The organism is Pseudomonas sp. (assembly GCF_030690725.1).
In the GTDB taxonomy this organism is placed as follows: Bacteria; Pseudomonadota; Gammaproteobacteria; order Pseudomonadales; family Pseudomonadaceae; genus Aquipseudomonas.
On sequence record NZ_JAUYGD010000078.1, the window covers coordinates 15,831 to 40,201 of the forward strand.

Here is a 24,371-nt window from a genome sequence, read left to right on the forward strand (position 1 = left end):
AACTGCATGTCGGCTCTTCCCTACAGCCTGCCACGACGCAGCATCACCAGTGTGCAACTGCTGACCCAGCTGGGCCTCGACCATGGTTTGAGTGTCGAACACTGCCTGCGCGACACCGGACTCAGCCCCCTGCAACTGGCCGAGCTACACAGTGAAATCGAAGGAGCGCAGGAACTGCAGCTGATCCGCAACTTGATCGAGGCCCTGCCTGGCCGGGATGACCTCGGCCTGCAAGCCGGTTTGCGCTATCAACTGACCACCTATGGCATCTGGGGTTACGCCCTGCTCAGCAGTCAGAGCTTCCGCCAGGCTGCCGACCTCGGACTGCGCTACCTGGATCTGACCTTTGCCTTTAACCGCATCAGCTTGCGTGAAGACGCCGACCAGGCACATCTGCAGCTGGACGGCAGCCATTTGCCGGATCAGGTGCGCGACTTTCTCCTGCTGCGCGACACCGTGGCAGTGATGGTGATTCAGCGCGAACTGACCGGCAACCGCATGCCCCTGGACCGCGTGCAACTGAGCATGCCGGCGCCGGCTGACACTGCGCGCTTTATCGAGCAATTCGGCCTGCTGCCGGAGTTTGCCTGCGCAGAGAACCGCATCAGCTTTTCCCGTCACCTGCTTGATCTGCCCCTGCCCCGCGCCAATCCGCACAGCGCTCAGCTCTGCGAGCAGCAATGTCAGGCCCTGCTGGCCAAACGTCAGGTGCGCAGCGGCCTGGCCGGACAGATTCGTGATCGCCTGCTGAGCACACCGGGACGGCTGGCGGACATGGAAGTCATCGCCAGCGAACTGAACATCAGCAGCCGCACTCTGCGTCGTCGCCTGGAAGATCAGGGCAGCAGCTTTCGCCAGCTGCAGGAGGAAGTGCGCCAGGCATTGGCCGAAGAACTGCTGGCCATCGCCGGCCTGAGCCAGGAGGAGATTGCCGAACGCCTGGGCTACAGCGAGGTGTCGAATTTCCTGCATGCCTTCAAGCGCTGGAAAGGCCTCACGCCAGGGCAATATCGACAAACACTGGCCTGAAAACGCGACTGACAAGTCGTCGGCGCAGATGGCACTTTGCTATTTCATCAGTCAAATTGGCAGTTTTCCACCCTCAAGCTGGCGGCCATTTGCGCCGATACTGCTGAACAACCAACTGACTGGAGTTTTCATGCGACAGGGTTTCCTTGGGCAGTTCCTGCCACATGATTTGACCGACCAGGCCAGCATCCTGTTGGCCCGCACCCTGGCCTTCAGCGCCTTGTGCAGCGTGGTTATCGGCCTGTACAGCTGCATCAAGTGGGGGCGCATGGGCAACGATGCGCTGATGTATGGCTCGTTGCTGCTGGTACTGGGCATGCCGCTGATGCTGCTGGTCATGCGCAGCGCTGTGCTGCCGCTGGCCGTGGCGGCGAATATGGCCCTGGCGTGCATGGCCAGTTACTCGATGCTGCTGATCTACCAACTGGGCGGCCTGCATTCGGCGCATATTTACTGGCCGGCGGTAATCATCGTCTTCGCCTACCTGCTGGCCGGCGCTCGCAGCGCCATGGTCTGGAGCCTGGCCCAGGTGTTGTTCGTGTTCTGGCTGATCCGCCTGGAACGCAGCGGTGCGAGCCTGCCTGTATTCGAGCTGAGCCCACGGGATGCAGCGGTGAACACCTATTCCGGGTTTATCCTGCCGGTGCTGACCGTATGGCTGGCGCAGTGGTATAGCGCACAGCTGCGCAACCAGGCGCTGGCCGATGCCGAGCTGGCGCTTAGCGAATCCCGTGAATTCGGCCAGCGCGCTGCACGCAATCAGGAGCAGCTCGGCGGCATCGTCGATGAAGTACGCAGCACCGCCAGCGACCTGTTGCAGATGGCCGGCCAGCTGCAACAGACCCTCGGCGGCATTCGCCAGCGCTGCCAGAGCATCGACACCGATGTGCAGCAACAGGCCGACGCCATGCATCAACTGGATCTGGCCCTGCATGAAGTGCTGGACAGCCTCGCCTCCAGCACCGACCACATGCAGCAGCTCAGCCAGGACACCCAGCACAGCAGCAGCCAGGTAAATGCCTGCGCCCAGCGCATGGAAGACGCCCAGGCCAGCATGCAGGCGATTCAGCAGAGCAACCAACGCATCGCCGAATCCATGCAGATGATCAGCGCCATCGCCCAACAGACCAACCTGCTGGCGCTTAACGCAGCCATCGAAGCGGCCCGCGCCGGCGAACATGGCCGCGGCTTTGCCGTGGTTGCCGATGAGGTACGCAACCTCTCGCGGCGCAGCAACGAAACCGCCGATACGGTGCAGAACGTGCTGGGCCAGTCGCAACAGATCATCGACACCGGCGCGGCCCAGGTCAGCGATGTCGGCAGCGCGCTAAGCAGCAATGCCGGGCTGACCGACAACCTCTCCAGTTCGATTCTGCAGCACAGCCAGGCGCTTACCCGCGCGCATCAACAACTGCTGCACGTACGCGACAACAGCGCCGCGCAACGTGACGCCAGCCAACGTCAACGCGCTGCCAGCGCCGAACTGCTGGATGCCCAGGAGTCATTAGTGCATCTGGGCCAGCAGCTGGAGCAGTTGTCGCATCAGTTGCATCAGCGGGTGGCCAGCGCCTAACTATGCAGGCCCCTCTCCTACATCAGGGAGAGGGTAAAGCCTTGACCACTGCAGTTTGAAAGTCAGTTCTGCGCTGACAGCCAGCCGAACGACGGTTATTGTTCGGCCATGAGCCATTCACCCCACACCCTATTACTGAGCTACCAGCCGCCCTGGCAGTGGCAACAATTCCACGCGCACTTTGCCCTACGCGCCCTGGCTGGGGTGGAAAGCCTGCAGCCGCACAGTTACGCACGCAGCGTGCACCTCGCTGGCCAACGTGGCTGGTTCCGCGTGCAAGCGCTGGATAATCAGCACGCGCTGCAATTGCAGTACAGCCAATCGCTGCAGCCCTGCCTTGAGATGCTTATTGCGCGGGTGCGCAAGATGTTTGATCTGGACTGCCAACCGCAGCAGATCAGCGCGCACTTTGCCAACGATGCGCAGCTCGGGCCGCTGGTTGCGCGTAACCCTGGCTTGCGCCTGCCGACAGCCTTCGAGCCGTTCGAGCAGGCGGTGCGCGCCATTGTTGGCCAGCAGGTCACGGTCAAGGCGGCAGTGACCATCACCGGCCGCCTGGTTACGCGCCTGGGTGAGGCGCTGCAATTTGCCGATGCGCCAGAGATTCAACGGCTGTTCCCCAGCCCGACCTCTATCGCCGAAGCCAATCTGGACGGTATCGGCATGCCCGGCAAGCGTGTGCAGACCTTGCAACACTTCGCCGCGCAGGTGGCCAGCGGCGAGCTGCGCTTGGATCTGCAGGCCGGCTACACGGCCTTTGTCGAGCAACTGTGCGCCCTCCCCGGCATCGGCCCGTGGACCGCGGAATATATTGCGCTGCGCGCCTTTGGCGAGGTCGATGCCTTTCCCGCCAGCGACCTGGGCCTGCTCAAAGCGCCGGTGTGGGGTGCGGATGGCATCGACGCCAAACAACTCAAGGCCCGTGCCGAAGCCTGGCGACCGTGGCGCGCCTATGCCGCCGCGCACCTGTGGCACAACTACTCGGAGGTTTGAGGCGATGTTCTACCGCTACCACGACAGCCCAATCGGCCGCCTGCTGTTGGCCGCTGACGCAACCGGCTTGCAGCAATTGCTGATGGATATCGACGGCAAGCCCTGGCATATCGGCGAACACTGGCGCAGCGCCGCCGATGAACTGGATGAAGTGTGCCGACAGCTGGATGAGTATTTTGCCGGGCGCCGGCAGCGCTTCGAGCTGCCCCTGGCGCCACAGGGCACAGCGTTCCAGCAGGTCGTGTGGCAGGCGCTGCAGACCATTCCGTTTGGCAAGACCAGCTGCTACAGCGCTCTCGCCGCCGAGATCGCGCGGCCCAAGGCGGTGCGCGCGGTCGGCGCAGCCAATGGCGCCAATCCGATTGCCATCATCATTCCCTGCCACCGGGTAATTGGCCGCGACGGTAGCCTTACCGGTTATGCCGGCGGCCTGCCGCGCAAGGCGCTGTTGCTCAAACTGGAAGGGGCGCAGCTACCGGAGCAGCGGCTGTTGAGTATTTAGCCTAGGGCTGAACTCGCGCCAGCACACGTGCCGGAGCCTCTAGCGGTAACGCCAGAATCAACCCTTCGCCAGACGCCGGATAGATACCGGTCAGCGCGGTGATATTGACCTGATGGGAGACCAGCACCAACGACGCGCCACGGGCTTGCGCATTGACCTGTTCGATCAGCGCAGCAGTCTGCTCATGGGCGGTGTTAGGTGTTTGAAAGAAGGAGTCCAGGGCTGGCAGCGCTTCGACTGCGCCCAAGCCCATTTCGCGGGCCGTATCCTGGGCGCGGCACCAGCGGCTGCTAAGCAGGCGCGGCTCGATCCACTGACTACGCAACAACTGTCCCCAGCGCTGCGCTTGCTCGCGACCAAGCTGATTGAGATTGCGCTGCGTGCGGCAATCACTTAGCTGGAAATTCGCCGGATCACCCGTGCCGGGCGCTGTGGCATGGCGCAACAGCAGCACGGCGCGGCCTTCACGCAACGCGGTCCAGGCGTGTTTATCGCTGGCCTGAACCGCGCCGCTCAGCAGATACAGCACCAATAGCCACGCGCCGTATCGCCAACGCAGGTAGTTTTTCAACGGCCTGCTAGAACTTGACCGTGCCACGCGGGCCCATCAATGCCCAGATAATCAGGCCGATCACCGGCAGCAAGACGATCAGCAAGATCCACAGCACCTTGATGCCCGTTTCGGCATTGCTTTTGATGACGCTGAGAATCGCCCAGATATCCAGCGCCAGAATGACCAGCCCCAGCAAACCGTTGAATGTTGAACCCATAATTTGACGCTCCTATGCGAAGGTTTCGCCTTCGTAGGATAGCCGCTCGCTACAAGAGTTCAGCAGTTTGCTTTTTCAGCAGTCATCAAGCCCGGCAAACGCGGCGGCAAAATCACCCGCCACTGGCACAAAACCCGGCACCTGCGGGCTATCGAACAGACGCAATACGGCAAAACGCGGATGCTCACCGCCATCGAACCAATGCGCCGTGCCGGCCGGCACCAACAGCAGGTCGCCCTTCTCGCACAGCAAGCTGTAGACGTACTCGCCGATATGCAGCGCCAGCTGGCCACGCCCAGCCAGGTAGTAATGCAGATGGGCCGGCTGACAGCGTTGCTCCGCGCGCAGGCTACGAGCCAGCTCACTGCCCTCACCACGCTCATCACACAGGCTCAGGACTTCGGCACTGGTGTAGCCATGCGCGGTCATCAGTTGGTCGATCTGCACACGACTGGCCGCCAGCAGCTCATCACTGGCGCTGCCGGCGGTAACTGGCTGCGCTACCGGCACCTGACTGAACTGCACACCGACGGTGGCCAAGGTACTGGCGATGTCCTCAACGTGAGTCAGCAACTTGTTCGGGTACTCGGGCGAGGACTGGTGGTAGACGGTCAGGCTGCTCATGGTCAGGGCTCTCGTACGGTTTTAATTCAGGTGTTCAATTCGGCAAATTAAAGCTAGGGCCGCTCATCACGCATATAGCACGCGGTAATCACCGCAGCCGCCAGGGCAATCAGGCTGGCGATGGCAAAGGTCCAGGCAGCGCCGAGGCTGTGCCAGCTGTAACCGGAATACAGCGCGCCCAGCGCCCCGCCCACGCCCGCCAGCGCGGCATACAACGCCTGGCCCTGGCCCTGCTGGCGGTCGGCAAAGCTGCGCTGAACAAAATGCATGGCCGCTGCGTGGAAGCTGCCGAAGGTTGCGGCATGCATCAACTGGGCAAACAGCAGCACCGGCAGATGCCCGGCAAGGTTGCCCAGCAGCAACCAGCGCAGTGCGGTAATCAGAAAACTCGCCAGCAGCACGGTACGCAGTGAATAGCGCGCCAGCAACCGGGCCATGACCATAAACAGCACGATCTCAGCCAGCACGCCCAACGCCCACAGCTGGCCGATCACCCCGCGCGAATAGCCCAGGGCTTCCAGGTGCAAACTGAGGAAGGTGTAGTACGGGCCGTTGCTCAGCTGCATCAGGCCGACGCTGAGGTAGAAGGCGAGAATCCCCGGCCGCCGCAGCTGCTGGAGAAAGCCGCCCTGGTCCTGGGTATTGGGGCGCATCTGCGGTTGCGCATTGGGCACCCACCAGCTGCTCAGCACGATGCCGCCCATGATCAGAATCAGCGCCCAGGGATAGGCGTCCAGGCTGAGCACCTCGAACAGCTTGCCCAGCCCCACCACGGCGACGATAAAACCGATGCTGCCCCACAGGCGAATCTGGCTGTAGCGCGCGGCCTGCTCCTTGAGATGGGCAAAGGTGATGACTTCAAACTGCGGCAGCACCGCGTGCCAGAAGAACGCATGCAGCGCCATGATCAGCGCCAGCCAGGCGTAGCTCTGGCTGATAAAGATGCCGGCAAAGCACAGCAGCGTGCAGAGCGCACCAAAGCGCACGATAGCCAGCCGCTGCCCGCTGTAGTCACCCAGCCAGCCCCAGATATTCGGCGCGATGCAGCGCATCAGCATGGGAATGGCGATCAGCTCGCCGATCCGCGCGGCAGAAAACCCCAGGTGGTCGAAATACAGCGCGAGAAACGGCGCGGTGGCGCCGAGCAGCGAGAAATAGAAGAAGTAGAAACCGGACAGGCGCCAGTAAGGCAATGCCGGGCTCATGCTGGGCATAAACCCGAAACAGTGCTGCGGGACGCGGTTGGCCGCGCAGCAAGGCTAATCACAGCTGTGGCAGCACCGGCGTGCTGACCCGCACATCGGCATTCTGCGCGCGGTGGCGCAGCAGATGGTCCATCAGCACGATGGCCATCATCGCCTCGGCGATTGGCGTAGCGCGAATGCCTACGCACGGGTCGTGACGGCCCTTGGTGATGATATCCACCGGGTTGCCGTGAATATCAATCGAACGCCCCGGCGTAGTAATGCTTGAGGTCGGCTTGAGCGCCAGATGCGCAACAATCGGCTGGCCACTGGAGATACCGCCAAGGATGCCGCCAGCGTTATTCGAGAGAAAACCCTCTGGAGTCATCTCGTCACGGTGCTCGGTGCCGCGCTGCGCCACACTGTCGAAACCCGCGCCGATTTCCACGCCCTTAACCGCGTTGATGCTCATCAACGCATGGGCCAGTTCAGCGTCAAGACGGTCGAAAATCGGCTCGCCCAAACCCGGCATCACGCCCTCGGCAACCACGGTGATCTTCGCCCCAACCGAATCCTGATCACGACGCAGCTGGTCCATATAGGCTTCCAGCTCCGGCACCTTGTCCGGGTCGGGGCTGAAGAAGGCATTTTGCTCGACCGATTCCCAGCTTTTGAACGGGATTTCAATCGGCCCCAGCTGGCTCATATAGCCGCGAATCACGATGCCCTGAGTCGCCAGGTACTTCTTGGCGATGGCGCCGGCGGCCACGCGCATGGCAGTCTCGCGCGCCGAGCTGCGGCCACCGCCACGGTAGTCACGCACGCCGTACTTGTGGTGATAGGTGTAATCGGCGTGGGCCGGACGGAAGGAATCCTTGATCGCCGAGTAGTCCTTGGACTTCTGGTCGGTATTGCGGATCAGCAGGCCAATCGAGCAACCAGTGGTCTTGCCCTCGAAGATGCCGGCGAGGATTTCCACCTCGTCGTCTTCCTGGCGTTGCGTGGTATGCCGGCTGGTGCCTGGTTTGCGCCGATCGAGGTCGCGCTGCAGGTCTTGCAGGCTAATCTCCAACCCCGGCGGGCAGCCATCTACAATGGCGACCAACGCCGGGCCATGGCTTTCGCCAGCGGTGGTGACAGTGAACAGCTTGCCGTAGGTATTGCCGGACATGTGCAAAACGCTCCGCGAAAATCAGCTCCGAGGCTACGCCAGCCGGCGCAAAACCCCACTTGAGTAAAGGCGGCGAGTATACCCGTGGCGTCCGTACAGATCATCCTCGAACCTTCAGGGCGGATAAACGTCCAATTGGCTCACCCCAGGCAGTTCCTATCCATGACCCGAGTTCTTCTGTTGCCGCTTCTTCTCTGCAGCGCCCTGCTCCACCCCCCAGCGACTGCCGCCTCCCACAACACCGCACACAGCAGCGTGCAACGTGCGCTGCAGCTACAGACCGCGCAGGGCACGCTGCATGGCACGCTACTCAAGCCCAGCAGCACCACACCGGTTGCCGTCGCCCTGCTGATTGCCGGCTCCGGCCCCACCGACCGTGACGGCAACAACCCCGAAGGTGGCCAGAGCGACAGCTTCAAGCGCCTGGCTCAAAGTCTGGCCAAACAGGGCATCGCCAGCCTGCGTTACGACAAACGCGGCGTGGCCGCCAGCCGCGCGGCCACGCCAGATGAACGCGAGCTCAGTGTCGAGAGTTATGTCAGCGATGCGGTGGGCTGGGCACAGCTGCTCAAGGCCAACCCGGCGTTTGACCGGCTGATTCTGATCGGCCACAGCGAAGGCGCGTTGATTGCCAGCCTAGCCGCCGAACAGGCCCAGGCCGATGCCCTGGTGGCAATTGCCGGCAGCTCACGGCCGGTTGATCAGCTGCTGCGCGAGCAGCTGGCCGCACGCCTGCCGCCGCATCTGTTGGCGCAGAGCAATCAAGTGCTCGACCGCCTGCTGGCTGGGCAATTCAGCCCACAGGTGCCCAAACAGTTGCAGGTGCTGTTTCGCCCCAGCGTGCAGCCCTATTTGATCTCGCTGCTGCGGCAGAACCCAGGCCAAGCCTTTGCCCGCCTGCAGATCCCGGCGCTGATCGTGCAAGGCAGCCACGACATCCAGGTCAGCGTCGCCGATGCCCAGGCGCTGCAAGCGGCCAAGCCGGATGCCGAGCTGCTGATCATCCCCGGCATGAACCATATGCTGCGCATCAGCGCGCTGGATTTAACCGCGCAACTGGCCAGCTATGACAATCCTCGGCTACCGTTGGCACAAGGGCTGGGCGAGCAGATCGCCCAGTTTATCCAACGCAGCGGCAAAAAGCCGGCCTCCAGTTAGCCGAGCAGCGGCCGATAAGCGCATCAGACGACACCTGAAGATGTCGCGCACAGGATTGCCGTGTATGACCGACAGCCCAGAACCACAAACCGATACCGACGCCGCCGCGCAGGAAGTCGTCGAGCAAGCCCATCCCTGGGCCGAGCTTGCCCCCGAGCACTTCAGCTTGTTACGCCTTGCCGCCCTGCCCACCGACCGCCACACCGGCGCGCGGCCCTTGCGCTTTATCCAGCTCGGCCGCGTCGAGCGCCTGGGCAAACAGCACAGCCTGCTGCGCCTAACCTTGCAGCTGCCCGGCCAACGCGTGCGCAAAGAGCAGAACATCTTCGAAGTCTGGGCCAACCATGAGCAGCGCACGCTCAGCTTCGGCCCCGACAGCGGCCTGCAGGTACAGCCGGAAAACCGTGGTCTGGGGCGTTTTATGCTGGCCCAGGGGATTAGCTGGGCACGCCAGCACTACGCCCACTATCAAGTGGCAAACACCATCCTGCCGAGCAAAGACGCCTTCAGCGATGAAGCGCGCGCCCGACGCGACCACTGCCTGCAAGCCCAGGGCTTTGTGGTCGAATACCTCGACCCGCTGAAGATCAAGGCCCAGTGCGGCGCGCCCCGGGTCAGCTCGCTGCATGGTGACTGGCATACGGAAAAGTTGCAGATCGTCGAACTGCTGGACGCCGCCAACATGCTGCAACAGGCCGATCAAAGCCTGCGCGAGCTGGAAGTGAAGGTGCGCAAGCTGGAAGAGCGTATCGAAGTGTTCAAACGCGAAGACGGCGGCTTGCGCTTTACCATCACCTGTCTGGTGGCCTTCTGCGTGTTTCAGGCGGGGCTGCTGATATGGATTGCCACGCGCTAGCAGCTCCGTTGAAAACTACCTGCGTTGCCGATACGGCGTTAAAAGTAGGCTCAGAATGCTCATTTACAGCTCGTAAACTCCGCCTCTTCGCCTACTTTTGCCTTGTCTCGGCTGCCTCGCTGACGTTTTCAGCGGGCTGCTAAGAAATGGCGCGGGCCTGGCGATACTGCCCTGGCGCCACGCCGTAGGCCTGCTTGAACTGCCGGCTGAGATGACTCTGGTCAGCAAAGCCCAATTGCATCGCCACACTCAGCGGCGCACAGCCATTTCTTAATAACGCCCGAGCCTGCTCCAGGCGGCGCTGCATCAACCAGCTATGCGGCGGCAGGCCGGTGGCGCGGCGAAACACTCGCGCGAAATGAAACGGCGACAAGCCCACCGCCTGCGCCAGTTGTTCCAGTGACGGCGGCGCCGCCAGCTGGCTGCTGAGCAATTCCTTGGCGCGGCTGACGGCACGCGGTTCATCACCCGGCGCCAGGCCCTCAGGCAAACGCGCGTGGCGCTGAAACAGCAGCAGAATCGCCTCACGCCAGGCGGTTTGCAGCTGCAGCGCCGAGGCCTGGCTGTCCAGCAATTGGTGCAGATTGCCGAATTGGCGATGCAGCTGTGGGTCATGCAACACGCTCAGGGCGAATGACGGCATGCCCTGCTGACCCAATTCCAGCTCGGCCAATACACCGCACACCTGCGCGTTGTCCGGGTAGAAGCCGCGGTAGTGCCAGCCCTGGTCATGGGCCTTGGAGCCGGTGTGCAGCTCATCCGGGTTGATCAGCACCATGCTGCCGGCCGGCGCCAGGTGCTCGCTGCCACGGTGGCGAAAGCGCTGGGCACCCTCCTCGATCACCGTGAAAACAAAGCCTTCGTGCACATGGGGCGAAAAGCGCTGCTCGATATAGTGCGCGTGCAGCAGCTCAATACCGCCCAGCTCGCGCGCCTGCCAGAATCGTGTCTGTTCGCCACCCGCCTGCGCCATGCCTTAACCGCTGAAACGCGCCTCCAGCTGCTGCTTGATGGTCGGCCAATCATGGTCGGTGATGCTGTACAGCACGCTGTCGTCCAGACGGCCATCGGCCAGGCGGCGGTGATTGCGCAACACACCTTCACGCTGCGCGCCGAGCTTTTCGATGGCGCGTTGCGAGCGCAGGTTGCTGGCAGCTGTTTTCAGCTGCACACGGACCAGCCCCCAGTGCTCGAAAGCATGCTTGAGCATCAGGTACTTGATGGTGCTGTTAAGGCCCGTGCCGTGCTGGCTGCGGTCCAGCCAGGTCCAGCCGATCTCTGCCGCCGGCAAGGTATTCATAAAGTCGCCGAAACGGGTGGTGCCCACCAACTGCTCGCCCAGGCGAATGACAAAGGGCAAGGCCCGCCCTTCACGCTGTTCGAGCAAGCCCTGGCGATACCAGTCAAGGCGCTGGCTGCCACTCATATAGATCAACTCCTGGCGATTGGCTTCGGCCAGACTGATCAGGGCGGGAATATCGGCGTCGACCATTGGCTCGATGCGCAATCCACCACGTTGCAGGGTAATCAGTTGCGGCTTGAACATAGGGTCCCTCCTCGGACAGAGTCGCAGGCGCGACACGCTAACAGGGCCGGCAAGTGTGCACAATCCACAACAGCAACATGTTCTACGCCAGTGCGACCTTGGTCGTGCCTGACGCACCGTGACTTTGCTGCGAGACTGGGACAAATCATATGCAGTAGGCTCTGGGCAGCCGCTGCGCTGCCAGATATGACCCCGGCAGCCCCCTATAGTTTGTTTTCGGAGTTTGCATGACCCTGTCTAGCGGGCTGATCGCCGCGGTTGCGCTGATTTACATGGCCATTCTGTTCGCCATCGCCTTCTACGGCGACCGCCGCGCCGCGCCCATGCCGCCGAAGATCCGCGCTTGGGTCTACAGCCTGTCACTGGCGGTGTACTGCACCAGCTGGACGTTTTTCGGCGCGGTGGGCCAGGCCGCCGAACAGCTCTGGTCATTTCTGCCGATCTACCTCGGGCCAATCATCATTCTGGTCTTCGCGCCCTGGGTGCTGCAGAAGATGGTGATGATCAGCAAGCAGGAAAACATCACCTCGATTGCCGACTTTATCGCCGCCCGCTACGGCAAATCCCAGGCCCTGGCGGTGGTGGTAGCGCTGGTTTGCCTGGTTGGCGTATTGCCCTATATCGCCCTGCAGCTCAAAGGCATCGTGCTCGGGGTCAACCTGCTCAGCGGGGCCGGCGCGGGGGCCAATGGCACCGGCGCCCAGGACACCGCGCTGATCGTCTCGCTGGTGCTGGCCCTGTTCACAATATTGTTCGGCACGCGCAATCTGGATGTCACCGAACACCACCGCGGCATGGTTCTGGCGATTGCCTTCGAGTCGCTGGTCAAGCTGCTGGCCTTCCTCGCCGTCGGCGCATTTGTCACCTACGGCCTGTACAACGGTTTTGCCGATCTGTTCAGCCAGGCCAAGGCCAGCGCCGAGCTGGAGGGTTTCTGGGCAGAAACGTTGAACTGGCCAGCGATGATGACCCAGACGGGCCTGGCGATGATCGCCATCATCGCCCTGCCACGGCAGTTCCATGTGACGGTGGTGGAAAACATCGAGCCCAAGGACCTGCGCCTGGCGCGCTGGGTGTTCCCCGCCTACCTGGTCCTCGCCGCCTTGTTTGTGGTGCCCATCGCCCTGGCCGGACAGATGCTGCTGCCGGCCGGCATCACCCCGGATTCCTTTGTGATCAGCCTACCGCTGGCCGAAGCCCATCCTGCGCTGGCCATGCTGGCCTTTATCGGTGGCGCATCGGCGGCCACCGGCATGGTGATTGTCGCCTCGGTGGCGCTGTCGACGATGATTTCCAACGATATGCTGCTGCCCTGGCTGCTGCGCCGGCAAAACACCGAACGGCCCTTCGAGGCCTTCCGCCACTGGATGCTCACCGCACGCCGGGTGAGCATCGTGCTGATCCTGCTGCTGGCCTATGTGTGCTATCGCCTGCTTGGCTCCAACGCCAGCCTCGCGACCATCGGCCAGGTCTCCTTCGCGGCCATCGGCCAGCTGGCCCCGGCGATGTTCGGCGCGCTGGTGTGGAAGCAGGCCAATCGCCAGGGCGTGTTTGCCGGGCTGTTCTTTGGCGCGCTGATCTGGTTCTACACCCTGGTCATGCCGCTGGTGGCGCGCGGCCTGGGCTGGCCGGCGGATGCCTTGCCGGGCGTGCAAACCTTGCTGTACGGGCCGATAGGTTTTCAGGTCGACCCGCTGACCCGTGGTGTGGTGCTGTCGCTGGCCGGCAACTTCCTGTTGTTTGCCTGGGTCTCCTACTTCTCCCGCACGCGGGTGGCCGAACATTGGCAGGCCGGGCGCTTTATCGGCCATGACCTGGGCAACAAACCAAGCAACCGCAGCATGCTCGCGGTGCAGGTCGGCGACCTGTTGCTGCTGGCCAACCGCTTTGTCGGGGAAGACCGCGCGCGGCAGAGCTTTATGCGTTTCGCCTATCGCCAGGGCAAGGGCTTTGACCCCAACCAGACCGCCAACAGTGAATGGATCGCCCACACCGAACGCCTGCTGGCCGGTGTGCTCGGTGCCTCATCGACCCGCGCGGTGGTCAAGGCGGCCATCGAAGGCCGCGAGATGCAGGTCGAGGATGTGGTGCGCATCGTCGACGAAGCCTCGGAAGTGCTGCAGTTCAACCGTGCGCTGCTACAAGGCGCCATCGAGAACATTACCCAGGGCATCAGCGTGGTCGACCAGTCGCTGCGCCTGGTGGCCTGGAACCACCGTTACATTGAGCTATTCAACTACCCCGACGGCCAGGTCTATGTCGGTCGACCGGTGGCCGAGCTGATTCGCTTCAACGCCGAACGCGGCCTGCTCGGCGGCGGCGATATCGAGGAGCACGTCAGCAAGCGCCTGTACTGGATGCGCCAGGGCACAGCGCACACCTCCGAGCGGCTGTTCCCCAACGGCCGGGTGATCGAGCTGATCGGCAACCCCATGCCCGGCGGCGGTTTTGTTATGAGCTTTACCGACATCACCGAATTCCGCGAAGCCGAGCGCGCGCTCAAGGACGCCAACGAAGGCCTGGAACAACGAGTCAGCGAGCGCACCCAGGAGCTGTCGCAACTGAACCAGGCGCTGACTGAGGCCAAGGGCGTGGCGGAAGCGGCTAACCAATCAAAAACCCGCTTTCTCACCGCCGTCAGCCATGACCTGATGCAGCCGTTAAACGCCGCGCGGCTGTTCTCCGCCGCCCTGTCCCACCAGGACGATGCCCTGCCCGCCGACGCCCGCGAGCTGGTGCGCCATTTGGACAGCTCGCTGCGCTCGGCCGAAGACCTGATCAGCGACCTGCTGGATATCTCGCGCCTGGAAAACGGCCGCATCACCCCGGATCGCCACGCCTTTGTGCTGAACAACCTGTTCGACACCCTCGGCGCGGAATTCAAGGTGCTGGCCGCCGAACACGGCGTGGACTTCCGCCTGCGCGGTAGCCGCCTGCGGGTCGACAGCGACATCAAATTGCTGCGGCGCATTCTGCAGAACTTCCTGACCAACGCCTTCCGCTACGCCAAGGGCCGCGTACTGCTCGGCGTACGCCGCAACGGCCAGCAGCTGCGTTTGGAAGTATGGGATCGCGGCCCGGGAATACCGGAAGACAAACGCAAGGTAATTTTCGAGGAGTTCAAGCGCCTGGACAGCCACCAGACCCGCGCCGAAAAAGGCCTGGGCCTGGGCCTGGCGATTGCCGATGGCCTGTGCCGGGTGCTCGGCCACCAGCTGGAAGTGCGCTCCTGGCCGGGCAAGGGCAGCGTATTCAGCGTCACCATCCCCCTGGCCTTACACGCCGAACCACCCGTGCTGCTCAACCAGCCCGAGCACAACGGCGAGGCGCTGGCCGGCATTCAGGTGCTGTGCATCGACAACGAGGACAGCATCCTCGCCGGTATGCACAGCCTGCTGTCACGCTGGGGTTGTCAGGTCTGGACGGCGCGCAATCGTCTGGAGTGCGAACACCTGCTGAATGAAAACGTGCGGCCGCAGCTGGCGCTGGTGGACTTTCACCTGGATGACGGCGAAACCGGCACCGAACTGATGGCCTGGCTGCGCACGCGCCTGGGCGAGCCGCTACCAGGCGTGGTGATCAGTGCCGACGGCCGCCCCGAGCTGATCGCTCAGGTGCATGCCGCCGGCCTGGATTTTCTGCCCAAACCGGTCAAGCCGGCCGCTTTGCGCGCCTTGCTGAGCCGGCATCTAGTGCTGCGCTAATCAGCCATTCAGGCGCTGACGAAACAGCGCCTGATGCTCGCGGCATTGCGCGGCGGCGAGCAGGAATACGCCGTGACCGCCACGCTCGAATTCCAGCCAGGTGAAGTCGACTTCCGGGTACAGCGCCTCGACGTGCACCTGGCTATTGCCGACCTCGATAATCAGCACGCCCTTCTCGGTCAGATGATCCGCCGCCTCGGCGAGCATGCGCCGCACCAGGTCCAGGCCATCGTCACCGCAGGCCAGGCCCAGTTCAGGCTCGTGCTGGTATTCGGCCGGCATATCGGCGAAATCTTCAGCATCCACATAAGGTGGGTTGGAAACGATCAGATCGAAACGCTGCCCCGGTAACCCGGCAAAACCATCACCCTGCACGGTGTACACCCGCTCATCCAGGCCATGGCGCTCGATATTCTGGTTGGCCACTTCCAGCGCCTCATAGGACAGATCGCCGAGCACCACCTCGGCCTCTGGGAACTCATAAGCGCAGGCGATACCGATGCAGCCAGAGCCAGTGCACAGGTCGAGAATCCGCGCCGGCTCCAGCGCCAGCCAGGGCTCGAAGTGCTGCTCGATCAACTCGGCAATCGGTGAGCGTGGAACCAGTACACGCTCATCGACAATAAACGGCATGCCACAGAACCAGGCCTCACCCAGCAGGTAGGCGGTCGGCACGCGCTCGTCGATACGCCGTGCGAGCAAGGCGTGCAGGTGCGCATGCTCGTCGTCTTCTAGGCGGCAATCGAGGTAGCTGTCGGCAATTTCGTAGGGCAGGTGCAGGGCGCCGAGTACCAACTGGCGGGCTTCATCCCAGGCGTTGTCGGTGCCGTGGCCGAAGAACAGCTCCTCGCCATGAAACCGACTGACCGCCCAGCGAATGTAGTCGCGCACCGTGCGCAGGCGGGTTGGGTAGGTATGTGTAGCGTCGGTCACGGCAGCTCTCCGCAGAAAAAGTGCGCCATTCTAACAGCCTGGCGCACCAGCCCGCGCCGGGCGCAGCGCTTGTTTAGCCGTACGACGCATCGCTGACCATAAAGGCCGCCACAGTCACAAAGTAGGCCTGCCCAAGCATCATGCGCATCAGTATAATTTTGTTACTAATTTCCAAACCCTTCCCTCCCTTCTCAAGACATCCCTAAAAATGGTCATAGATCCCTTCTCGATCACGGGCTTGCTCGTGCTGGCGATATTCCTGATTGGCATGACGCTGATCGTTTTTGAAGCACAATTGGAGATGGATAAATTCAAGCCGGCGATGTTCATGATGTCCGGCCTGATCGTTATCGGCGCCCACTACGCGTTTTACGACCCCAACGGCTTTCAGTACTTCCTGCATGCGCAGAGCGAGATCAAGGAAGAGCTGTTTGGCCTGATCGCCTTTATGGCGTTTATGTGGATGGTGGTCGAGCTGCTTAATGAGCGAAACGTCTTCACCGCGCTCAATGGCTACCTGATGCGTAAGGGCCTCGGCGCACGCGGCATGTTCTGGGCCACCGGCGCGCTGTCGGCGCTGCTCTCGCCGTTTCTCAACAACATCACCACGGCGATGATCTTCGGCAAGACGGTGAAAAGCATCTCGACCAATCAGCGCTACACGCATATTTCGCTATGCAACATCGTGGTCGCCTCCAATTCCGGGGTGTGGTTTCTCGGCACTTCGACCAGCCTGATGGTGGTACTGGCCGGCAAGATCAGCATCGCCGGCCTGCTGTTGCTGATCCCCTCGGCGCTGATTGGCTGGCTGCTGTTCGCCGCCACGCTGCACTTCTTCTACCTGCGCAAGCTCGATGGGCAGAGCCTGATTGAGGTGGCCGACCAGGCCGAATCCGCGCTCAAACCCGGTGGCGCGGGCCTGGCGATAGTCGGTTTCTTCGCGGTATTTGGCGCGGTGCTGTGCAATATCGTGCTGAAAGTCAGCATTGAGTTCGCCATCGGCATTGGTCTGGGCATCGTCGCCCTGTATGCCTGGCTGCTGATGCGCCGCGGTATCGAGCTGCCCTGGCAGGACCAACTGCAAAAGGTCGAGTGGAACGCCCTGCTGTTCTTTATCGGCATCATCACCTCGGTGGCCTGCCTCAACCACGTCGGCTGGCTGTCGTATATCTCGCGGCTGTTCGAAGTGCTGCACCCCACGGCGGTCAACGTGGTGCTCGGGGTGGCATCCGGGGTGATGGACAACGTGCCCGTGGAAGCGGCGGCGCTGATGTCCAACCCGCAACTGGGGCTCAATCAGTGGGCACTGAATGCGCTGATGGTGGGGATTGGCGGCTCGCTGACGGTGGTTGGCTCAGCCGCAGGGATCATGGCGATGTCGCTGGACAAGACTTACAGCTTCGCCGTGCACCTGAAGTTCCTTCCAGCCATTCTGGTCAACTTCTTCGGCTCGCTGGGTATCTGGTACCTGCAGTTCGAACTGTTTGGCCTGTACTGAAACGCAAGCGCCAGGGCATAGCCTGGCGCTTATCGATGACCGAGGCTGCGCGAGCGTCGCCACTAGTCTCGCTTAAGGTGCAGTTCGCGCAGCACAGCGATGGAAATCGCTACAGCAAACAACAGCCAGAAGTGTTCGGAAAACAGTGCAATCAGGCTCATATTGCAGCTCCTTTGCTTGAGATCGCCGTTCCTCGGCAGCACCCCGATTCTGCTCGCCGCATAGGCAGCATGCAAGATCATCGACCACAAAGGTTCACAGCAGCGCAGCACAGGCGGACAATGGGTGGACTGTCCATGCCAGCCTGGAGTTCCTGCCATGTCCACCCCTAAAACGATGTTCGCCCTCACTGGCCGCAGCCATGCGCCCGCCAGCCTGAGCAATGCGACCTTGCTGGTCATCGATGCGCAAGAGGAATACCGCAGCGGCGTGTTGCAATTACCAGGGCTGGATGCCGCGTTGGAAGAAATCGCCAAACTGCTGGCCGCCGCCCGTCACCTGGGCAGCGCCATCGTCCACGTCAAACACCTGGGCATTCCCGACGGCCTGCTCGACCCGCGCGGCCCTCGCGGCCTGCACTTGCCGGAAGTGGCGCCGCTGCCTGGCGAGATCATCGTCGAAAAGCGCATGCCCAACGCCTTCAACGGCACCGACCTGCATGATCGCCTACAGGCCCTGGGCCACCTGGATCTGATCGTCTGCGGCTTTATGACCCATTCGAGTATCAGCACCACGGTGCGCGCCACCAAGGACTATGGTTACCGCTGCACCGTGGTCGATGCCGCTTGCGCCACCCGCGACCTGCCAACGCTCGACGGTCAGGTGATCAGCGCAGCCGACATGCACCGCGCCGAGATGATCGCCCTGGCCGACAACTTTGCCGCCATGGTGCCTTGCGCCAGCGCCTTGATCTGAATAACCACCAGCGCACAGCAGTTCGCAACTTGCGCAGGGGCTATTGGGCGCAGTTGAACCACACCAGCCCACACCGGTCATACCGCCGATAGCCACCGAGGAAATTGGCATGAGGAAATCGGAATGAAACACTCCGATGGTTTTGATGCACGCCGCCTGCGCCCACGCAATGCCAGCAACTGGCGCCTGCGCCTGGGCGCTGGCCTGGCGGCGCTGTTCGCCACATTCGGCGTGCTGCTGACAATGGCCGGCACCGCCACCCTGCTCGGCCAGCCCGCTGCACTCGGCCCGTTGAACGAATCACCAGGCGCGGCCAGCGTATTTATCGTTATCGGCCTGCTGTTGCTGTGCTTCGGCGTGATGCTCTGGCGCCGCTGCCGACGCCGCCTGCGCCGCCCCAGCGACCTGAGCATGGCCCCACATCTGATGAAAAAGCGCGACTGAGTGCTGGGCAGCTTGGTTACACTAACGGCCTTCGCGGAGGCCTAAATGCAAGACGACGATTTTTCTTTATTTAAAGCCGAGTTGCGCGGCGTCAAACCAATCAAGCATGACCGCGCCGACACCGGTAAACCGAAACCCAACCGTGCCCAACTGGCCACCCTGCGCCAGGCCGCCACGGCGCGCGTGGATTCGGTCAAGGTCGACGGTTTGTCCGACCAGTTTGTCATCGACGTAGGCGCCGAAGACCCGCTGTACTGGGCCGCCAACGGCGTGCAGGAAGGCCAGATGCGCAAGCTCAAGTTGGGGCAGATCAGCTTTGAAGGCAGCCTCGACCTGCACGGCATGAGTGTGGAAAAAGCCCGCGACACCCTGTGGGAATTTATCGCCGAGGCCAACAAGCTGGAGGTGCGCTGTGTGCGCATCACCCACGGCAAGGCGGTGCGCATGGACGGCCGCAAGCCAATGATCAAAAGCCACGTCAACACCTGGCTGCGCCAGCATCCACAGGTGCTCGGTTTCACCTCCTGCCTGGCCAAACACGGCGGCACCGGCGCGGTGTACGTGATGCTCAAACGCACCATGATGGATGGCCGCGACGAATAAGCTCATGCCGCTGGCGGGTTACGCACTTGCCAGCCCGAGCCTCGCGGCCTAACCTGCGCCCTTTAGAAAGACCTACGAGATTGTCCATGTCCCTGGAACAGAACTACACCGCGATCCTTGGCCAACTTGGCGAAGACGTATCCCGCGAAGGCCTGCTCGACACGCCCAAGCGCGCCGCCAAAGCCATGCAGTACCTGTGCAAGGGCTACCAGCAAACCCTCGAAGAAGTCACCAACGGCGCGCTGTTTAGCTCCGACAACAGCGAAATGGTACTGGTGAAGAACATCGAGCTGTACTCGCTGTGCGAGCACCACCTGCTGCCCTTTATCGGCAAAGCCCATGTCGCCTATATCCCCAATGGCAAGGTGCTCGGCCTGTCGAAGGTCGCGCGGATTGTCGATATGTACGCGCGCCGCCTGCAGATCCAGGAAAACCTCAGCCGGCAGATCGCCGAAGCCATCCAGCAGGTCACCGGTGCCCTCGGTGTGGCGGTGGTGATCGAAGCGCAGCATATGTGCATGATGATGCGCGGCGTGGAGAAGCAGAACTCCTCCATGGTCACCTCGGTGATGCTCGGCGAGTTCCGCGAAAACGCCGCCACGCGCAGCGAGTTCCTCAGCTTGGTCAATAACTGAGCAAGCCTGTGCGACACCCAAAACCGGCCTAGCGCCGGTTTTTTTGCGCCTGCTCACGATCAAGGCTGGCGGCGACAATCCGCCAAAAGCCTCGGTAAAACCGCCCAAACATGGCGAGATCACGCCACCCGAAACAGGAAAAACGCCCATCCCTCTGCGGCAGCACGCCGCAGCTTGGGGCTGGCGTGCTGCGGGCATGCTTCTTGCGATAAGCCTGACAACGGCAGTCGCCCCACGTCTTGCAACGCTTGCGCAGTGCTTCGCCAGCTGCGCCCTGAGCCATTGCCGTTACGCACACGACGCCCTGTACACCTGCCCTGTGCCTGTCGCCCGCCGACGGGGATGCAGGCTATTGCCACACGCCTGATCCCGTGTCGCCCAGGTCGTCATTTTGACTTCACCGATAAGATGGTTGGTTTAATGAAAAAACTCCTGTTGACCCTCCTGTGCCTGAGCGTGATCGGCTGCGCCAAGCACCCTGAGCCAGAAAAAACCGTGGACGTCCTTCTGGTTGGCGGCGGCATCATGAGTGCCAGCCTGGGCACCTACCTCAATGAGCTGGAGCCGGGCTGGAGCATCGACATCTACGAGCGCCTCGACCGCGTCGCCGATGAAAGCTCCAACGCCTGGAACAACGCCGGCACCGGCCACTCGGCCTTCTGCGAGCTGAACTACACCCCCGAGCTGGCCGATGGCAACATCGATATCAGCAAGGCGGTAGCGATCAACGAATCCTTCGAGATCTCCAAACAGTTCTGGGCCTATCAGGTTGAGCGCAAGGTGCTGAACAACCCGCCTTCGTTTATCAACAACGTGCCGCACATGAGCTTTGTCTGGGGCGATGACAACGTCGACTTCCTCAAGAAGCGCCATGCGGCGCTGCAGGCCAGCTCGCTGTTTCGCGGCATGGAGTATTCCGAAGACCCGCAGCAGATCAAACAGTGGGTACCGCTGGTGATGCAAGGCCGCGAGCCTGGGCAGAAGCTTGCCGCCACCCGCGTATCGATCGGCACCGATGTCAACTTTGGTGAAATCACCCGCCAGCTGTTCGATTCGCTGAGCCAGCAGGACAACGTCAGCCTCAACCTGCAGCATGAAGTGCGCGGTATCGAGCGCAATGCCGACAACACCTGGAACGTGCGGGTGGCCGACCTAAGCAATGGCGGCGCCGAAAAAACCATCAACGCCAAGTTTGTGTTTATCGGCGCCGGCGGCGCCGCGCTGAAGCTGCTGCAGATGTCCGGCATCAGCGAGGCCGAAGGCTATGCGGGCTTCCCGGTTGGCGGCTCGTTCCTGGCCACCAGCAACCCGGAAATCGTCGCCCAGCATCAGGCCAAGGTGTATGGCAAAGCTTCGGTCGGTTCGCCGCCGATGTCCGTGCCACACCTGGACACTCGGGTGATCGAGGGCAAAAAGGTGTTGCTGTTCGGACCGTTCGCCACCTTCTCCACCAAGTTCCTGAAAAATGGCTCGCTGCTCGACACCTTCAGCGCCCTGACCACCGACAACATCCTGCCGATGACCCACGCTGGCATCGATAACTTCTCGCTCAGCACCTACCTGATGGGCCAGTTGATGCTCAGCCAGGAAGACCGCATGGATTCGTTGCGCGAGTACTTCCCCAATGCCCAGTCAGAAGATTGGGAACTGATCCAGGCGGGTCAGCGCGTGCAGATCATCAAGAAAGACGCCGAACATGGCGGCATCCTGCAGTTCGGCACCGAAGTGGTCAGCGCCGCCGATGGCAGCCTCGCCGCCCTGCTCGGCGCCTCGCCGGGTGCATCGACGGCCGCACCGATCATGCTTTCGGTGCTGGAGAAAACCTTCAAGAACAAGCTGCAGAGCCCTGAGTGGCAAACCAAGCTGAAAGAAATCATCCCGTCTTACGGCCAAAAGCTGAACGACGACCTGGCGCTGACCAATCAGACCCGCGCCTGGAGCAGCGAACGCCTGCAACTGGAGTTCGTTGAAGTGCCACCGCTGGCCCTCACCCCAGAGGTCAGCCAGGCGCAGTAAGCCGCCTGCTGCGCAATGCAGATTGCCAGAAGCACTTTTTACCGTCGCCTCGCGCGACACAGCCTGCGGCCATGGATGGCACGCAATAAAAAACCGGCCACAAGCCGGTCAATGCACGCCCCACACACCCTGCCAAAGCTAGCCTTTCGCAGGGTGTTTTTATTCAGGGCCGTAACCATGCAACCAGCAACAGCAACAGCAATCGATATCGGTCAGCGCAGACGCAGCGGCCATCTGCACACCGCATCTTCGATACCAATCGCGGGTTCATAAACCCAGCAAAACCATTATCAACTGGCACTGCTGGCCAGCAGGCAATTGCAGCTGAGGCATGTAGAGACATGGGGCATCTCCATGCGGAGCAATTTACGCCCAACGCTCAGTCACTCGAAGCAGCCACCCAATAGCTAGATTAAGCTGGGAGGTATTGGCGGAAAATTATCCATATAAAGCCAGTCTCTCTGGATGCAACTCATGGCCTGTCATTTATCTGCGCAACGCGACGTGCATGGTTTGCACCCCGTAACAGGCCACAACCAGCCGGAGGCAATCAGTGGCAAATGCCATTTCATCTGTCTACCTAGCACTATGCGACGCCATAAGGTGGGCGATCTACTCCAGCGCACAGCCACTGCCCAGGCATTCACGGCTCACCGCCAATCGCAATCCGCTGGCAACCGCCACAGTGCTAAAGTGCTAAAGCGCTGCCAATGCGCCACTAGCAACCTGCGCCGAGTCAGTAGCTTGGTGGGTCTAAACCTTGCGCTGATGCATGGCATGGCGTCAGCACAGACAATTGAATTGTCGGCTGCCGACTTCTTGGCACCGCAAGTACCCGCAGTGGAGGCCTTGTTGCGCAAGGCCGGCTTTGAGCCTGCAATAACGCTCGTACCAGCTGCGCGCTCGCTGCTTATGTTGCAGCGCGGTGAGGTTGATGCCGAGTTCTTTCGTCAGCCTGGCGCAGTAGCGTCCTTTCGTGAGCAGGTACATCTGGTCGGGCCGCTCAGTTGCTCAACAAATTACGCCTTCGTGCATAGGGACAGCCGCTGGGTAATTAACACTGCGGAGGACTTGCGTGATTTACGTGTCGGCATACTGAATGGCAACCAGCTGGCCACAGACCTGTTGGATAAACAGGGCATCCAACACGACAAGCTCATCAGTCGCGAAAATATGTTCCTGATGCTGGAGCGTGGTCGCCTGGACATCGTCATAGAGCCCGAACGCAGCGGATTGACCTCACTGCAGCAGACAGGGCTGAGTAAGACCTTGGAGCGTCGTGGGCCTGCGCTCACCAACCTGCCGAACTATCTGGTTCTGCGCAAACACGTGGAGCAATGGGGACCGCGCCTGGACCGCGCAGCAGCTCAGGCATTACGCAGCGGGCAATGGCATCAATGGATCGAAGAGATAAATGAACGACTGGGCATTCCCAAACATGTCGGCCTGGGCTGCCTACCAAAGCCCGATGCAGAACTGCCCGACAAACAACCTACTGCCCCTTGAACGGCACCCGCGGTTTGCTGCGTAACGGGTCGAGCAGGCCCGACAGACCGTTGTGATCAATCTCCTGCATCAGCGCCAGCAAGCGGCCGATTTCGCCCTGGGGAAAACCTTCGCGGGCAAACCAGTTGAGGTAGTTACCCGGCAGATCGGCGAGCAGACGGCCTTTGTGTTTGCCGAAAGGCATCTCGCGGGTTACCAGCAACAGCAGGTCTTCGGGTTTCATCGCAGGCTCGGCAGGGTTGGGCAATCGAGCGCGGATTATGCCGTTGGGCGCAGAGCCAGACCAGCGCCGACGCCAAGCTAGAAAAACTCGGGTAAGCTGCGCGCCCCTGTTTATCGACCAAGGTTTGCCCCGCATGATTATCAAGGCACTGCGTATCGGCCTCGGCCAGTTGATCATTTTCCTCGACTGGATCAGCCGTCCGGCCAAGCTCAAACGCACCCCAGAGGCCCAGGCTACGGTCGAGCAAAGCGCCAGCAACCTCGCGCTGTACCAGTTCCACGCCTGCCCGTTCTGCGTAAAAACCCGCCGCACCCTGCACAAACTGAATGTGCCAGTGGCCCTGCGCGACGCGAAGAACGACGCCCAGGCACGCAGCGAGTTGGAACAGCAAGGCGGCAAGATCAAGGTGCCGTGCCTGCGCATCGAAGAAAACGGCCAGAGCACCTGGCTGTATGAGTCCAAGGCGATCATTGCCTATCTCGACGAGC

At 61.8% G+C, this 24,371-nt stretch carries 24 protein-coding genes; 15 read left to right on the plus strand and 9 right to left on the minus strand.

What is annotated here, in order from left to right; all coding sequences use genetic code 11:
• Positions 1–6 precede the first annotated feature (6 nt).
• The 4 genes from Q8O69_RS19350 to Q8O69_RS19365 all read left to right on the plus strand — a co-directional run bounded on the left by Q8O69_RS19350 (position 7) and on the right by Q8O69_RS19365 (position 4,097).
• A complete protein-coding gene (locus tag Q8O69_RS19350) occupies positions 7–1,029 on the plus strand; it encodes an AraC family transcriptional regulator (protein WP_305593801.1) in 1,023 nt (340 codons plus the stop codon).
• A 1,033-nt stretch (positions 1,030–2,062) separates the two neighbouring features.
• Positions 2,063–2,602 carry a methyl-accepting chemotaxis protein gene (locus Q8O69_RS22265; RefSeq protein ID WP_371136190.1) on the plus strand — a complete coding sequence of 180 codons (540 nt, stop codon included), beginning with the start codon at positions 2,063–2,065 and terminating at the stop codon, positions 2,600–2,602.
• Positions 2,603–2,710: 108 nt separating this feature from the next.
• The gene (locus Q8O69_RS19360) at positions 2,711–3,595 is read left to right on the plus strand and encodes a DNA-3-methyladenine glycosylase (protein WP_305593803.1); all 885 of its coding nucleotides are present in this window, start codon (positions 2,711–2,713) and stop codon (positions 3,593–3,595) included.
• A 4-nt stretch (positions 3,596–3,599) separates the two neighbouring features.
• Positions 3,600–4,097 carry a methylated-DNA--[protein]-cysteine S-methyltransferase gene (locus Q8O69_RS19365; RefSeq protein ID WP_305593804.1) on the plus strand — a complete coding sequence of 166 codons (498 nt, stop codon included), beginning with the start codon at positions 3,600–3,602 and terminating at the stop codon, positions 4,095–4,097.
• Between the two features lies 1 nt (position 4,098).
• On the opposite strand, the gene Q8O69_RS19370 is transcribed toward Q8O69_RS19365, so the two are convergent.
• The 5 genes from Q8O69_RS19370 to aroC form a co-directional block, all read right to left on the minus strand.
• Positions 4,099–4,629, minus strand: coding sequence for a histidine phosphatase family protein (locus Q8O69_RS19370; protein WP_371136191.1), 531 nt, complete (start codon positions 4,627–4,629; stop codon positions 4,099–4,101).
• A gap of 46 nt (positions 4,630–4,675) precedes the next feature.
• Positions 4,676–4,867 carry a PLDc N-terminal domain-containing protein gene (locus Q8O69_RS19375; protein WP_275961538.1) on the minus strand — a complete coding sequence of 64 codons (192 nt, stop codon included), beginning with the start codon at positions 4,865–4,867 and terminating at the stop codon, positions 4,676–4,678.
• A gap of 75 nt (positions 4,868–4,942) precedes the next feature.
• Positions 4,943–5,491, minus strand: a complete 549-nt coding sequence (locus tag Q8O69_RS19380; RefSeq protein ID WP_305593806.1) for an acireductone dioxygenase — start codon at positions 5,489–5,491, stop codon at positions 4,943–4,945.
• 53 nt (positions 5,492–5,544) lie between these two features.
• Complete coding sequence (locus tag Q8O69_RS19385) at positions 5,545–6,696, minus strand: MFS transporter (protein ID WP_305593827.1); 1,152 nt, start codon at positions 6,694–6,696, stop codon at positions 5,545–5,547.
• Between the two features lie 58 nt (positions 6,697–6,754).
• Complete coding sequence (aroC, locus tag Q8O69_RS19390; protein ID WP_305593807.1) at positions 6,755–7,846, minus strand: chorismate synthase; 1,092 nt, start codon at positions 7,844–7,846, stop codon at positions 6,755–6,757.
• Between the two features lie 162 nt (positions 7,847–8,008).
• Here aroC and Q8O69_RS19395 point away from each other — a divergent pair, with 162 nt between their 5' ends.
• Both Q8O69_RS19395 and Q8O69_RS19400 read left to right on the plus strand, forming a co-directional pair.
• A complete protein-coding gene (locus Q8O69_RS19395) occupies positions 8,009–9,004 on the plus strand; it encodes an alpha/beta hydrolase (protein ID WP_305593808.1) in 996 nt (331 codons plus the stop codon).
• A gap of 64 nt (positions 9,005–9,068) precedes the next feature.
• Positions 9,069–9,860 (plus strand): hypothetical protein, encoded by a 792-nt coding sequence (locus Q8O69_RS19400; protein WP_305593809.1) that lies wholly within the window; start codon positions 9,069–9,071, stop codon positions 9,858–9,860.
• A gap of 139 nt (positions 9,861–9,999) precedes the next feature.
• Here Q8O69_RS19400 and Q8O69_RS19405 read toward each other — a convergent pair whose 3' ends face one another.
• Positions 10,000–10,833, minus strand: a complete 834-nt coding sequence (locus Q8O69_RS19405) for an AraC family transcriptional regulator (protein ID WP_305593810.1) — start codon at positions 10,831–10,833, stop codon at positions 10,000–10,002.
• Between the two features lie 3 nt (positions 10,834–10,836).
• Positions 10,837–11,406, minus strand: a complete 570-nt coding sequence (locus tag Q8O69_RS19410; protein WP_275961532.1) for a GNAT family N-acetyltransferase — start codon at positions 11,404–11,406, stop codon at positions 10,837–10,839.
• Between the two features lie 227 nt (positions 11,407–11,633).
• On the opposite strand from Q8O69_RS19410, the gene Q8O69_RS19415 reads away from it, so the two are divergent.
• The gene (locus tag Q8O69_RS19415; protein WP_305593812.1) at positions 11,634–15,110 is read left to right on the plus strand and encodes a hybrid sensor histidine kinase/response regulator; all 3,477 of its coding nucleotides are present in this window, start codon (positions 11,634–11,636) and stop codon (positions 15,108–15,110) included.
• On the opposite strand, the gene prmB is transcribed toward Q8O69_RS19415, so the two are convergent.
• The gene (gene prmB, locus Q8O69_RS19420; RefSeq protein WP_305593814.1) at positions 15,111–16,043 is read right to left on the minus strand and encodes a 50S ribosomal protein L3 N(5)-glutamine methyltransferase; all 933 of its coding nucleotides are present in this window, start codon (positions 16,041–16,043) and stop codon (positions 15,111–15,113) included.
• A gap of 244 nt (positions 16,044–16,287) precedes the next feature.
• Between prmB and nhaD the strand changes: the two genes are divergently transcribed.
• The 7 genes from nhaD to Q8O69_RS19455 all read left to right on the plus strand — a co-directional run bounded on the left by nhaD (position 16,288) and on the right by Q8O69_RS19455 (position 23,660).
• Positions 16,288–17,541 (plus strand): sodium:proton antiporter NhaD, encoded by a 1,254-nt coding sequence (gene nhaD, locus Q8O69_RS19425; RefSeq protein WP_305593816.1) that lies wholly within the window; start codon positions 16,288–16,290, stop codon positions 17,539–17,541.
• Positions 17,542–17,859: 318 nt separating this feature from the next.
• A complete protein-coding gene (locus Q8O69_RS19430; RefSeq protein WP_305593818.1) occupies positions 17,860–18,456 on the plus strand; it encodes a cysteine hydrolase family protein in 597 nt (198 codons plus the stop codon).
• Between the two features lie 123 nt (positions 18,457–18,579).
• Entirely contained in the window at positions 18,580–18,900 is a 321-nt protein-coding gene (locus tag Q8O69_RS19435; protein WP_305593819.1) for a hypothetical protein, read from the plus strand.
• A gap of 45 nt (positions 18,901–18,945) precedes the next feature.
• On the plus strand, positions 18,946–19,503 hold the full coding sequence (locus Q8O69_RS19440; RefSeq protein WP_275961526.1) for a Smr/MutS family protein: 558 nt from the start codon (positions 18,946–18,948) through the stop codon (positions 19,501–19,503).
• Between the two features lie 86 nt (positions 19,504–19,589).
• Complete coding sequence (gene folE, locus Q8O69_RS19445) at positions 19,590–20,138, plus strand: GTP cyclohydrolase I FolE (protein WP_160014565.1); 549 nt, start codon at positions 19,590–19,592, stop codon at positions 20,136–20,138.
• A gap of 420 nt (positions 20,139–20,558) precedes the next feature.
• Positions 20,559–22,154: a malate dehydrogenase (quinone) gene (gene mqo, locus Q8O69_RS19450; protein ID WP_305593821.1), complete on the plus strand. Its 1,596-nt coding sequence runs from the start codon at positions 20,559–20,561 to the stop codon at positions 22,152–22,154.
• 777 nt (positions 22,155–22,931) lie between these two features.
• Entirely contained in the window at positions 22,932–23,660 is a 729-nt protein-coding gene (locus tag Q8O69_RS19455) for an ABC transporter substrate-binding protein (protein ID WP_305593823.1), read from the plus strand.
• Here the strand turns inward: Q8O69_RS19455 and Q8O69_RS19460 are convergent.
• The gene (locus Q8O69_RS19460) at positions 23,647–23,883 is read right to left on the minus strand and encodes a DUF3820 family protein (RefSeq protein ID WP_275961523.1); all 237 of its coding nucleotides are present in this window, start codon (positions 23,881–23,883) and stop codon (positions 23,647–23,649) included. The two genes, Q8O69_RS19455 and Q8O69_RS19460, sit on opposite strands and share 14 nt — an antisense overlap.
• Before the next feature lie 133 nt (positions 23,884–24,016).
• Between Q8O69_RS19460 and Q8O69_RS19465 the strand changes: the two genes are divergently transcribed.
• Positions 24,017–24,371, plus strand: a 355-nt coding sequence (locus Q8O69_RS19465; RefSeq protein ID WP_305593825.1) for a glutaredoxin domain-containing protein, incomplete at its 3' end; no start/stop codon positions are given.

Excerpts from the sequence above, each read along its gene's own strand:
- Q8O69_RS19430 (WP_305593818.1), top strand. The coding sequence starts at position 17,860 with ATGTCCACCCCTAAAACGATGTTCGCCCTCACTGGCCGCAGCCATGCG.
- Q8O69_RS19395 (WP_305593808.1), top strand. The coding sequence starts at position 8,009 with ATGACCCGAGTTCTTCTGTTGCCGCTTCTTCTCTGCAGCGCCCTGCTC.
- Q8O69_RS19460 (WP_275961523.1), bottom strand. The coding sequence starts at position 23,883 with ATGAAACCCGAAGACCTGCTGTTGCTGGTAACCCGCGAGATGCCTTTC.
- folE (WP_160014565.1), top strand. The coding sequence starts at position 19,590 with ATGTCCCTGGAACAGAACTACACCGCGATCCTTGGCCAACTTGGCGAA.
- Q8O69_RS19405 (WP_305593810.1), bottom strand. The coding sequence starts at position 10,833 with ATGGCGCAGGCGGGTGGCGAACAGACACGATTCTGGCAGGCGCGCGAG.
- Q8O69_RS19385 (WP_305593827.1), bottom strand. The coding sequence starts at position 6,696 with ATGAGCCCGGCATTGCCTTACTGGCGCCTGTCCGGTTTCTACTTCTTC.
- Q8O69_RS19455 (WP_305593823.1), top strand. The coding sequence starts at position 22,932 with ATGGCGTCAGCACAGACAATTGAATTGTCGGCTGCCGACTTCTTGGCA.
- Q8O69_RS19365 (WP_305593804.1), top strand. The coding sequence starts at position 3,600 with ATGTTCTACCGCTACCACGACAGCCCAATCGGCCGCCTGCTGTTGGCC.
- Q8O69_RS19350 (WP_305593801.1), top strand. The coding sequence starts at position 7 with ATGTCGGCTCTTCCCTACAGCCTGCCACGACGCAGCATCACCAGTGTG.
- Q8O69_RS19360 (WP_305593803.1), top strand. The coding sequence starts at position 2,711 with ATGAGCCATTCACCCCACACCCTATTACTGAGCTACCAGCCGCCCTGG.
- Q8O69_RS19435 (WP_305593819.1), top strand. The coding sequence starts at position 18,580 with ATGAAACACTCCGATGGTTTTGATGCACGCCGCCTGCGCCCACGCAAT.
- Q8O69_RS19410 (WP_275961532.1), bottom strand. The coding sequence starts at position 11,406 with ATGTTCAAGCCGCAACTGATTACCCTGCAACGTGGTGGATTGCGCATC.
- Q8O69_RS19380 (WP_305593806.1), bottom strand. The coding sequence starts at position 5,491 with ATGAGCAGCCTGACCGTCTACCACCAGTCCTCGCCCGAGTACCCGAAC.
- Q8O69_RS19375 (WP_275961538.1), bottom strand. The coding sequence starts at position 4,867 with ATGGGTTCAACATTCAACGGTTTGCTGGGGCTGGTCATTCTGGCGCTG.
- Q8O69_RS22265 (WP_371136190.1), top strand. The coding sequence starts at position 2,063 with ATGGAAGACGCCCAGGCCAGCATGCAGGCGATTCAGCAGAGCAACCAA.
- Q8O69_RS19400 (WP_305593809.1), top strand. The coding sequence starts at position 9,069 with ATGACCGACAGCCCAGAACCACAAACCGATACCGACGCCGCCGCGCAG.
- Q8O69_RS19415 (WP_305593812.1), top strand. The coding sequence starts at position 11,634 with ATGACCCTGTCTAGCGGGCTGATCGCCGCGGTTGCGCTGATTTACATG.
- Q8O69_RS19440 (WP_275961526.1), top strand. The coding sequence starts at position 18,946 with ATGCAAGACGACGATTTTTCTTTATTTAAAGCCGAGTTGCGCGGCGTC.
- mqo (WP_305593821.1), top strand. The coding sequence starts at position 20,559 with ATGAAAAAACTCCTGTTGACCCTCCTGTGCCTGAGCGTGATCGGCTGC.
- aroC (WP_305593807.1), bottom strand. The coding sequence starts at position 7,846 with ATGTCCGGCAATACCTACGGCAAGCTGTTCACTGTCACCACCGCTGGC.